This window comes from Flavobacterium sp. UBA4854, from assembly GCF_002399805.1.
GTDB lineage: Bacteria > Bacteroidota > Bacteroidia > Flavobacteriales > Flavobacteriaceae > Flavobacterium > Flavobacterium ginsengisoli.
The window spans coordinates 11790-22732 of sequence record NZ_DHEI01000026.1 but is presented as its reverse complement, the minus strand read 5'-3'; the positions used below and the strand labels follow the sequence as shown (position 1 = coordinate 22732).

Genomic DNA, 10943 nt, shown 5'->3' with positions numbered 1-10943 from the left:
CTTAAAGCTTTTAAAATTGGAGCCGAGATTCCTAATGTTGAGAATGGTTTAGACATGTTCTTTAATTTGTTTAAAGTTTCAGGTTTCAAGTTACACCAAAAACTTAATAAGTTGAAAGGAGAAATCACATTTACTTTGAAATGCTATTTCTCCTTTTATAAATTATGATACTATTTTAGATTCCAATAACTTGAAACATGAAACCTGAAACAATTTAACTTTTAAATTGATCAATCTGGCTCATTCATGATTTTCTCACGATACTTTTTACCAATTAATAAAGTTAATCTTTGCTTGTAATCGTCAACCAGCCATTCTCGGTAGTTTTTACTACATTGGCTTAAACATTTAGAATAACGTTTGATACGATCTTCAATATCATCTTCTAATTCTTTAGCTAACATTTTTGCTTCTTGAAGCGTTTCAGTATTGTCTACACACATTGCAGCATGCTGATCTAGAGATTTGTCTAAAACAACTTTAGAACGAAGATTTTGTTTAATAATTAATTTATGCTCTTCATCTACATCAAAATTAACTTCGGCAGTTTTACTAAATTTTGCTCGTAATTCTGGCGGCATGCTGTATTTAAAGAACAATTCAATTTCGTGATCATCACGCAAGTTTTCAAGATAAAATTCTGGTGATTTAAAAATATGCTGCCAATTAACAGGATCGCTCCATAAACCAAAACGTGCGGCATTGTTTCCTAAATCGATAACTGTAAATTCATCTTTTCCAGGTAATTTACGAGAACCACGGCCAATCATTTGGAAATATAATGTCAACGATTTTGTTGCTCTGTTCAAAATAATTGTTTCTACGGTTGGCTCATCAAAACCAGTTGTCAAGATTCCTACAGAAGTTAAAATTGCATCGGGAGTCTTTTTAAACCATTGTAAAATGTCTTTACGTTCTTCAGAACTACTAGTGTTATCTAAGTGTCTGATGTCGTAACCTGCTTCTCTAAACGTTTCATATACATATAAAGAAGTATGAATACCATTATTGAAAATCAACGTTTTCTTTCCTAAAGAACGTTCTGTATATGCATGAAGCAGTTTTTCCTGCATTAAAGTATTGGTGTATAAATCGTCTGAAGATTTTACTGTATAATCTCCATTGATACCAACTTTTAACGAAGTCAAACCAACATCGTAGCTATAAGTTGTAGCTTTTGCCAAGAAACCTTTTTCAATCAATGAACCGATAGTATCACCAACGATAAGTTCGTTGTAGCTTTGGTGCATTGGTAATTTTATATTAGAACTCAAAGGTGTTGCAGTTACTCCAAGAATAAAAGCATTTTTAAATGAGTTTAATAATTTTCTAAATGAGTTGTAATGTGCCTCATCAATAATAACTAAACCGATATTGTCTAAATGAAGTTTTTCATCATTAATACGGTTTTTCAAAGTTTCAACCATCGCCACAAAACAAGAAAAATCATTCTGATCAGGCAATTCTTTTACTTTACTATTAATTATTTTGTTTGTAACACCAAAACCAGTTAACATTTTTGAAGTTTGTTTACAAAGTTCGATACGGTGCGTTAAAACAACCACTTTTTTATCGTTATGAGATAAATAGCGGCGAACGATTTCAGAAAATATTACTGTTTTTCCTCCTCCTGTTGGAAGCTGATACAGTAAGTGGTGTTTTGGAGGAGCATTGTCTAAACGGTCAAAAATGGCGTCAATATCGCCCTTTTGGTATGCATACAGTTCTTTTTTCTCTTCTCTTTGTATTTCTAAAGTGTTTTGAGACATTGTTTATTTTTGGATTTTTGCAAAAATACACCGAAAAAACAGTTATTCATCTTCTTTTAACTTAAAATAAATGTTTTTTTTAAATAAAGATTTTTTATGAGAAACGGTTTTAGTAGTCGATTTTTTCCAAAATTGCCTCAAAATCGTACTTATTTTTCCATTTTTGCTCTACAGTTTCGTTATGAATAGCATTAATTCGTAATTTAAAATCGTTAAAAATTCCGTTTGAAACAATAAAATTTGTTGCTTGCTCAAAAGAATTTAAGATGCTTTTGTAAAACAATTCCTGCTTGATGAAATTTTGAGAAGAAAACGTTTGTGCAATTTCAATATTATAAAGCATAATATCGGCAACAACATATGAATCTACACCTAGCATCATAAAATGCTTAATCAATTTTTGCGCAACCGATCTTCGCATCTTGGCTTTCGGACGCCATTTTGCTCCAGGTTTTTTAATTGGAAAATATTCGTGTGAGATTTTGACCTTTGCATCCTGAAGTAATTTGTCTTCTTTTGGATTAAAAACAAAATCATAATACACTTTTACAGGAGCAAATTTCTCATACAATTCTATCAATTGTTCTTCTAATTGCTCTTTGGTTAATTCGCCTAAATATTTTTTTAAATCTCTTTTGCTCATTCTCAAAACTTAAGATTACAAAAGTAAATTACTTTCTTTATAAATACCTCAAAAACCAACGATAATACTTAATTTTGCGCCTATTAAACTTAAAAATTACATACATGCTCAAGATTTTCAAAGTTACTGCCATTTTAGAGGGAATCTCTTATTTAGTGTTATTTGCTAATATGTTGATTATCAAAAATAATAATCCTGAACTTTATCATACATTATTGCGTCCGTTAGGAATGACACATGGTGTTTTATTTATCGGATATATTGTTTTAGCATTTTTATTAAAAAAATCAATGAATTGGGATTTAAAAACATTTGCAATCATTCTAATCGCTTCTCTTATTCCGTTTGGAACTTTTTATATTGAGAAAAAATATTTAGAAACTAAAGCAAATGCATAAGCTTTTGGAGAAAATATTTAATTTTTTATACCCTGTTTTCAGAGATTGGGGAATGAGCCGCAATGTTGCGTCTTATACAAGCCTAATCTTTAATATCGCTATTTTAATAGCATTGGCATACGTTATATATTATGTTGCCAAATTTATTTTAGTCACTTTGACTGCCGTTTTCGCTCAGCGAACTAAGACGAAATTTGACGATTATTTAATTCAAAATAAAACCACTAGATATACGGCTTATTTAATTCCGTTTTTCTTTATCTACAAAGCAGTTCCTGTTATTTTAGATAAATACGAATATTGGGAATCGATGTTCGGAAAAATTGTTGGAGTTTATATTGTATTGTTAGGATTATGGATCGTTAGAACTGTTTTTAATTCGTTACGAGATTATTTAAAACAAAAACCAGAATACAGCGACAAACCAATTGACAGCTTTGTTCAGGTTATTATGATTGTGCTTTGGATTTTTGGAGTTGCCATGATTATTTCGACTTTATTCGGAATCAAAAAAGGCGAATTGCTAACGATCTTAGGAACACTTTCGGCCATTATCATCTTAATTTTTAGAGATACAATCCTTGGTTTTGTTTCCAGTGTTCAGGTTGCTATAAACGATATGGTTCGCATTGGCGACTGGATTACGATGGATAAATTTGGTGCCGATGGAGATGTAATCGAAATCAACTTGACAACGGTAAAAGTTCGAAATTTCGATAATACCATTACCACAATTCCGACTTATGCTTTAAGTTCAGATTCATTTCAGAATTGGCGCGGAATGCAGAAATCTGATGGAAGACGTATCAAAAGACATGTTTTAATAAAGAGCAGTACAATTCGTTTTTTAAACGATGAAGATTTGCATCAATTGCGAAAAGTGCAGCTGATTACTTCTTACATTGACAGCCGTCAAGCCGAAATTGACAAGTATAATGATCTTAGAGGAATTGATAAAACGCTTTCTCTAAATGGTCGAAATATGACCAATTTAGGGTTGTTTAGAAAATACATTATGCAATATTTACACGATCATCCAGGATTGAATAAAAATATGCATATTATGTGCCGACAGCTGCAATCAACAGCTCATGGAGTTCCGTTAGAAATTTATGTATTTTCAAGCGACAAACGCTGGGCAAATTATGAATATATCATGGCCGATATTTTTGATCATGTAATGGCTTCTGTGCAATATTTTGATCTTGAAATTTTTGAACTTCCTTCGAAAATTGGAAAATTAGAATAGAGTTTTTTTTAACCACAAAGAGCGATAAGAATTACGCAAGGTTCGCAAAGTTTTTACACAAAGCTTTGCGAACTTTGCATTTTTAGTAAGTCTAACTTATAAAAAAAACTTTGCGTGCTTTGTGGTAAAATACACAAAGTAATTCAAGTTTGGAATTTAAAATTTTATAATATTTACTTCTCCTCGATCTTCTCAAAAAGAAACTCAGGATTATTATATTCAATTGGAACTTCTGGAACATAACATGGCAGATTAAAATAAGTTCCAATCACTCCTTTTCCTAAATAAAGTTTATTTTCTTTCTTTAAAAGTGCTAAAGGGACTCTTTTCCATGCACCGCCAAAAGAAATATAGTGATAGTCTCCTCTAAGAGTATCCCCTCTTAAATCTCCTCGTACATCGCCAGAATCTTTTCCGGTTCCATAATGCGAAATTTCGTAACGGCCATAAAAACGTTTGTCATTTATATGAATATCAAAAACGGCCGTGTCTTTGTTATTTACAGCACGATATAATTGATGGTTGTATTTTTCTTTGTCTTCTTTAGAATTGCAAGAAGCTAATAATAAGCAGAGAAACAGAAATAATCGCATAATTTATTTTTAGAAAAACAAAAATAGGTTTTTACTATGGGATTATTTCTTTAACTTTAAGAAAAACTTAAAACAAAACCCCATGGAAGATAGAGACACTTTTTTAAAAGAATTCAGAGGCGAAACTTTAGGAACCGTAAGTGCTCAATCTTCAGCAGATGAGATCTTTCAAAACCAAACGATCAGGCCGATTTTAAAGCTTCAAAACGATTTATTTATAGCTGTTTTTTTGAATTACGTAAACAAGAATAAACCTGATTTTTATTCTTACTCAGTTGAAAAGAAACTCCAAACAATCGAAAACTCTATTCAAAAAGACATTAAATTCAGAAATTCTTTAAAAGGAATCGTAATGGCGCTTTTTACGGTTGATGAATACAATACTTATATCCAAAATTCTTCTGATTTGAATAAACGAATGATGAATTTATTAATTGACCGATTGAAAAATCAAGTTCAACTTTTTGAAGTGGAATCTGATTCTAAGTGATTTTAATGGAAATAGAAATTCTTCAAGATAAAAAACGAAGTTTATACGTTTATAAAAATAATGAATTGTTATTTTATTCTAAGGTAAAATCCAACTGGACAAACAAGGTTACAGAAATTTACAATCATGATGATATTTTGCTTTTAGAGGTGAAATATAAAATGACTCTAATAAAATCTTTTTATAAGATTTTATTTCAAAATGAATTGGTTAAGGAGGAAATAGTAGAAATAACAGACACGAGAATAGTTTTTGATACTGACAAAAGATTATATACAAAACAAGATTATTTTATCGCTATAGACGGAAATTTTTCCTACTATTTTAAAGAAACTAGAATTTCTCAATTAAAACAGAAAAGTTGGGTTTCAAATCCAAAGATATTTTTAAGTATAAATGATGAAAACCTAGAATTTTTAAATCTAGTACTCTTTCATATTTTAGCAACAGAAGCAGGACATAGTTCTGATTAAAACAATTTAAAATTTTAGAGTAAATCAATGTTCAATCAATTCCGAAACAAATTCCCTTTAACTGATGAAAAATGGAACGAATACATCGGTTATTTCAATCAAATTGAAGTTCCTGCAAAAACTACTCTTTTAGAAGAAGGTGAAGTTTCAAAAAAGCTTTATATCATCGAAAAAGGCTGTATTCGGGTTTGGTTTAACAATAACGGAAAAGATCTTACTACACAATTCTTTTTTGAAAATGAGAGCGTTGCTTCTATCGAAAGTTTTATGAAGAAACTTCCAAGTCCGACAAACATAGAAACGATTGAGCCTTCGGTTTTGTGGTGGATTCATAAAAATGATCTGGATAAAATTCTCGAAGAAATCAAAGAAATACCAGCATTGAGAGATAGTCTCATTAATAAGCTTTTTGAGCGTACTTTTGATTATATGAAGTATTTTGTTTCGTTTATAAAAGATTCCCCTGGAGAGCGTTATGTTAATTTAATTCAACAAAGACCTCAAATTATATTGCGAGTTCCTCAACATTATATTGCTTCTTATTTAGGAATAACTACTGTACATTTAAGCAGATTAAAAAGTAAATTAGTAAATAAAAATAATTGACATTTTAATATAAGCCAAACTTAAACTAGCTTATATAACTTATATGGTTTAAGGAGAAATTTGATAACAAATGTTATCGTCTCCCCATAAACGGCTCTGTAATTTTGCTTCATAAAATTTAATAATTATGAAAGCAGCAGTAGTTTATAAAAAAGGCGAATTGCCAAAATATGCAGAATTTGAAGAACCAATTGCATCAAATGAAAATGAAGTTTTAGTTTCGGTAAAAGCCGTAGCCATCACAAATCTGGATAAAGGAATTGCAAGTGGAGACCATTATTCTTCAGAAAAAGAAAACCAAAATGGATTTATTGTTGGAAGTGACGCAATTGGAGTTCTCGAAAATGGAACAAGAGTTTATGCTCGCGGAATCTCAGGAACAATCGCCGAAAAAGCTTTAGTAGAGAAAAACCGAATGGTAGTTTTACCAAACGGAATTGATGATGCAACAGCCGCAGCGATGCCTAACGCAGTCGCAGGTTCGGCAATGGCACTTCGTTTTAGAGCAGCAATAAAACCTGGAGAAACAGTTTTAATAAATGGAGCCACTGGTTTTACGGGACAAATGGCTGTTCAAATTGCAAAACATTACGGAGCTAAAAGGATAATTGTTACAGGAAGAAATGAAAAAGCGCTTGAAAGCCTTTTAGAATTAGGTGTAGATGAAATTATATCCTTAAAGCAAAATGATGAATCTTTTATTTCTCAGCTAAGAGAAAACCATAAAAACACTCCAATTGATATTGTAATTGATTATTTATGGGGACATTCAGCAGAGCTTATTCTTTCAGTTTTAAAAGGAAACGGAAATTTTACGCATAAAACCCGATATGTTTCTGTAGGTTCTATGTCTGGAGATACCATTCAATTGTCTGCACAGATTTTGCGAAGCGTTGATCTTCAATTATCTGGTTCTGGATTAGGAAGTTGGACAAAAGAAGAAGTCAAATTGTTATTTTCTGAAATACTTCCTGAAATGTTTCTCTTGGCTTCAAAAAATATACTAAAAGTAAATATTGAAACTGTTCGTTTAGCAGATATTGAGAAAATGTGGAATGCAGAAGTTCCGGATGGAAAGCGCTTGGTTGTTCTTGTTTAAAGCTTCTAAGGTTCTGAGTTGCTACCCCGATAGCTATCGGGGCTAAGTTTTTTCAGACTCAGAACCTTAGCATCTTAGCAACTTAGTATCTTAGAATTTCAAGTAAAACTTCCTCAAATCTACTTTTAGGTAAAAACTGATCTTCTAATGCTTTTGTAAATGGAATTGGAGAATCTAAACTCGCTACACGTTTTACAGGAGCATCTAGATATTCGAAGCAATTTTCCATAATTAAAGCCGAAATATCACTTGCGATTCCTCCAAACAGTGTGTCTTCTTGAAAAATTATAGCTTTTCCTGTTTTTTTAACTGAAGCGAAAATTGTTTCTGTGTCTAAAGGCTGTAAAGTTCTTAAATCTATTAAATCGGCATCAATTTCTGGATGTTTCGCTAATGTGTCTAAAGCCCAATGAACTGTGGCTCCAAATGAAATAATCGTTACCGATTTTCCTTCTTTAACCAAAGCAGCTTTACCTAAAGGAATAGTATAATAGTCAGTTGGAACATCTTGATAAATACTTCTGTACAATAATTTATGTTCGAAGAATAAAACCGGATTTGGATCATTAATCGAAGTATTTAAAAGGCCTTTTGCATCGTATGGAAATGCTGGGTAAACTACTTTTAAACCTGGAGTTTTAGTAAACCAAGCTTCATTGGTTTGCGAATGGAATGGCCCAGCTTGAGTTCCGCCTCCGCAAGGCATTCTAACTACAACATCTGCTTTTTCGCCCCAGCGATAATGAGATTTTGCTAATAGATTCACAATCGGGTTAAATCCAGTAGAAACAAAATCGGCAAATTGCATTTCTATAATTGCTTTGTATCCGTTTATAGATAATCCCATTCCTGTTGAAATTACAGCACTTTCGCAAATTGGCGTGTTCCGTACACGGTCTTTTCCAAAAGCATCAACAAAACCTTCTGTAATTTTAAATGCTCCGCCGTATTCAGCAATGTCCTGTCCCATAATAACCAAGTTTTTATGGCGCCACATAGATTGCTCTAAACCATTACGGATAGCATCAATAAAACGAATATTTGTAGAATCAGAATTATGGGTATATTCTTCATATTGAAATGGTTTATAAATATCATCTAATTCTCCACTATAAGTTGGTTCAATTTCAGGTTCAGCATTTGCCATTGCCCAATTTTCATCAATTTCTTGCTTTATTTCAGTATGAAATTGTTCGTCTTGTTCAGCAGTTAGAATTCCAATTTCAGTCAAATATTTTCTGTAATTTGTAACAGGGTCTCTAAGTTCCCATTGATCCATTAAATCTTGAGGAACATATTTTGTCCCGCTTGCCTCTTCGTGTCCACGCATTCTAAAAGTCTTAAACTCCAATAAAATTGGACGCGGATTTTCCTGCATTTCTTTTTTAAGTTTAGACAATTTATTGTAGACTTCAATAATATTATTTCCGTCAACAATCCAGCTTTCAATTCCGTAGCCAATTCCTTTATCAGCAAGGTTTTCGCAAGCATATTGTTCGTTAGTTGGTGTCGAAAGTCCGTAACCGTTATTTTCTACAATAAACATTACCGGAAGTTTCCAAACAGCAGCAATATTCAATGCTTCATGAAAATCACCTTCGCTAGTTCCGCCTTCTCCAGTAAAAACAGCCGTAATTTTTTTATTGTCTTGAAGTTTATTTGCAAGTGCGATTCCGTCAGCAATTCCTAATTGCGGACCCAAATGCGAAATCATTCCTATAATGTTGTATTCTTGTGTTCCAAAATGGAAACTTCTGTCTCGCCCTTTTGTAAAACCATTTGCCTTTCCTTGCCATTGCGAAAACAAACGATGAAGCGGAACTTCTCTAGTTGTAAAAACACCAAGATTTCGGTGCATTGGAAGTATGTATTCTGACTGATCTAAAACAGCCGTTACACCAACAGCTATAGCTTCTTGCCCTATTCCAGAAAACCATTTAGAAACTTTTCCTTGACGAATCAAGATTAGCATCTTTTCTTCAATCAATCTAGGTTTTAATATTTTTTTATATAAATCTAATAATTCAGTGTCAGAAAGGTTTTGTCGGTAAAAAATCATGTAATTTTTTGTTTTTTAGTGTTTCAAATATAACAAATTGCATCAATTTTATTGGTTTTTAAAATTAATTTTAATCAGAAATCAGCTTTTAATGCCTGAGCTTAAGATTATTTTCTAAAATATTATCTACCTTTGTTAGCGAAAGGTGCTTATGACACCTTTTTTCTTTAAAATAAAAAATGTAAAGTATGCAAAACATTCCTAGTGTAGACTTACGTGATTTCCTTTCGGACGACCCGAAACGTAAACAAAAATTTGTAAATGAAATCGGCAGTGCATTTGAAAACATTGGCTTCGTAGCCTTAAAAGGTCATTTCCTTGATGATCAATTGGTAAACGAACTTTATGGTGAAATTAGAAACTTTTTCGCCTTGCCAATAGAAACTAAGCATAAATATGAAATTCCTGGAATCGGCGGACAGAGAGGTTATGTTTCTTTTGGAAAAGAGCATGCTAAAGGACGCAAAGAAGGAGATTTAAAAGAATTTTGGCACTTTGGCCAATACGTTGACAAAGATTCAAGATGGGCTTCAGAATACCCAGACAATGTTGAAGTTACCGAATTACCGCGTTTTAATGTAGTTGGTAAAGAAGCGTATCAAAAATTGGAGAAAACAGGTGTTTATGTTTTAAGAGCTTTGGCTTTACATTTAGGTCTGGATGAGTTTTATTTTGACAATTATGCAAAAGAAGGAAACTCAATTTTAAGACCAATCCACTATCCTCCTATTACTTCTGAGCCAGAAAATGCGATTCGCGCAGCTGCTCACGGCGATATCAACTTAATTACTTTGTTGATGGGAGCTCAGGGTAAAGGTTTACAAGTTCAAAATCATAATGGTGACTGGATTGATGCTATTGCTGAAGATGATGAATTAGTAATCAATGTTGGTGATATGCTGTCTCGACACACTAACAATAAATTAAAATCTACAATTCACCAAGTGGTAAATCCTCCAAGAGAATTGTGGGGAACTTCACGTTATTCAATTCCATTTTTTATGCACCCTGTTAGCGATATGCGCTTAGATTGTCTTGAAAATTGTATTGATGCTGAAAACCCAAAGAAATACGAAGATATTACTGCGGGCGAATTCTTATACGAACGTTTAGTAGAGCTAGGTTTAATCAAAAAATAGACTTACATAATTTTTAAAATTAAAATTCCAAATTCCGAGCTTTTCTTGGGGTTTGGAATTTAATTTTTAAATATCTTTATGCTTGGAATTTATTTTTAGAATAAAAAAAATATGGACTTAAAAGATCAATTAAAGAATCTATTTCCAGATCACGTAGAAACAAATGAACCTGAGCAAGTTGAAGAACAAGATCATGTTTTGTACGTTCAGAAAGAACCTATGATTTGTAAATTTGAAAAAAGAAAAGGAAAACCAACAACTATAATTGAAGGTTACGAAGGCTCAGATGAAGATTTTAAAATCTTAGCCAAAGAAATCAAAACCAAATTAAGCGTTGGCGGAACTTTTAAAGACGATTCGATTATAATTCAAGGCGATTACCGAGATAAAATAATGGCAATCCTTAAAGAAAAAGGATTCAAAAC

At 32.2% G+C, this 10943-nt stretch carries 12 protein-coding genes; 8 read left to right on the top strand and 4 right to left on the bottom strand.

Annotated features, from left to right (window positions below; genetic code table 11):
* Positions 1 to 230 precede the first annotated feature (230 nt).
* Positions 231 to 1769 carry a DEAD/DEAH box helicase gene (locus B3J44_RS02965; protein ID WP_198855668.1) on the bottom strand — a complete coding sequence of 513 codons (1539 nt, stop codon included), beginning with the start codon at positions 1767 to 1769 and terminating at the stop codon, positions 231 to 233.
* Positions 1770 to 1878: 109 nt separating this feature from the next.
* A complete protein-coding gene (locus B3J44_RS02960) occupies positions 1879 to 2412 on the bottom strand; it encodes a DUF6155 family protein (protein WP_286965679.1) in 534 nt (177 codons plus the stop codon).
* Positions 2413 to 2516: 104 nt separating this feature from the next.
* Between B3J44_RS02960 and B3J44_RS02955 the strand changes: the two genes are divergently transcribed.
* Together B3J44_RS02955 and B3J44_RS02950 are read left to right on the top strand one after the other, a co-directional pair.
* Entirely contained in the window at positions 2517 to 2810 is a 294-nt protein-coding gene (locus B3J44_RS02955) for a DUF3817 domain-containing protein (protein ID WP_198855666.1), read from the top strand.
* Positions 2803 to 4059 carry a mechanosensitive ion channel family protein gene (locus B3J44_RS02950; RefSeq protein ID WP_286965677.1) on the top strand — a complete coding sequence of 419 codons (1257 nt, stop codon included), beginning with the start codon at positions 2803 to 2805 and terminating at the stop codon, positions 4057 to 4059. Before B3J44_RS02955 ends, B3J44_RS02950 begins: the two co-directional genes overlap by 8 nt.
* Before the next feature lie 173 nt (positions 4060 to 4232).
* On the opposite strand, the gene B3J44_RS02945 is transcribed toward B3J44_RS02950, so the two are convergent.
* A complete protein-coding gene (locus B3J44_RS02945; protein ID WP_286965675.1) occupies positions 4233 to 4652 on the bottom strand; it encodes a hypothetical protein in 420 nt (139 codons plus the stop codon).
* A gap of 82 nt (positions 4653 to 4734) precedes the next feature.
* Here B3J44_RS02945 and B3J44_RS02940 point away from each other — a divergent pair, with 82 nt between their 5' ends.
* The 4 genes from B3J44_RS02940 (at position 4735) to B3J44_RS02925 (ending at position 7320) form a co-directional block, all read left to right on the top strand.
* A complete protein-coding gene (locus B3J44_RS02940; protein ID WP_286965674.1) occupies positions 4735 to 5142 on the top strand; it encodes a glyoxalase in 408 nt (135 codons plus the stop codon).
* A gap of 5 nt (positions 5143 to 5147) precedes the next feature.
* Complete coding sequence (locus B3J44_RS02935) at positions 5148 to 5615, top strand: hypothetical protein (RefSeq protein ID WP_286965672.1); 468 nt, start codon at positions 5148 to 5150, stop codon at positions 5613 to 5615.
* 27 nt (positions 5616 to 5642) lie between these two features.
* Complete coding sequence (locus B3J44_RS02930; RefSeq protein ID WP_286965670.1) at positions 5643 to 6221, top strand: Crp/Fnr family transcriptional regulator; 579 nt, start codon at positions 5643 to 5645, stop codon at positions 6219 to 6221.
* A 127-nt stretch (positions 6222 to 6348) separates the two neighbouring features.
* Complete coding sequence (locus B3J44_RS02925; protein ID WP_286965668.1) at positions 6349 to 7320, top strand: quinone oxidoreductase family protein; 972 nt, start codon at positions 6349 to 6351, stop codon at positions 7318 to 7320.
* Between the two features lie 82 nt (positions 7321 to 7402).
* Here B3J44_RS02925 and B3J44_RS02920 read toward each other — a convergent pair whose 3' ends face one another.
* Complete coding sequence (locus B3J44_RS02920) at positions 7403 to 9379, bottom strand: alpha-ketoacid dehydrogenase subunit alpha/beta (protein WP_286965667.1); 1977 nt, start codon at positions 9377 to 9379, stop codon at positions 7403 to 7405.
* Positions 9380 to 9567: 188 nt separating this feature from the next.
* Here B3J44_RS02920 and B3J44_RS02915 point away from each other — a divergent pair, with 188 nt between their 5' ends.
* Together B3J44_RS02915 and B3J44_RS02910 are read left to right on the top strand one after the other, a co-directional pair.
* Positions 9568 to 10518 carry an isopenicillin N synthase family dioxygenase gene (locus tag B3J44_RS02915; RefSeq protein ID WP_198855658.1) on the top strand — a complete coding sequence of 317 codons (951 nt, stop codon included), beginning with the start codon at positions 9568 to 9570 and terminating at the stop codon, positions 10516 to 10518.
* Positions 10519 to 10629: 111 nt separating this feature from the next.
* A partial coding sequence (locus B3J44_RS02910) for a translation initiation factor (protein ID WP_286965665.1) occupies positions 10630 to 10943 on the top strand: 314 nt, incomplete at its 3' end.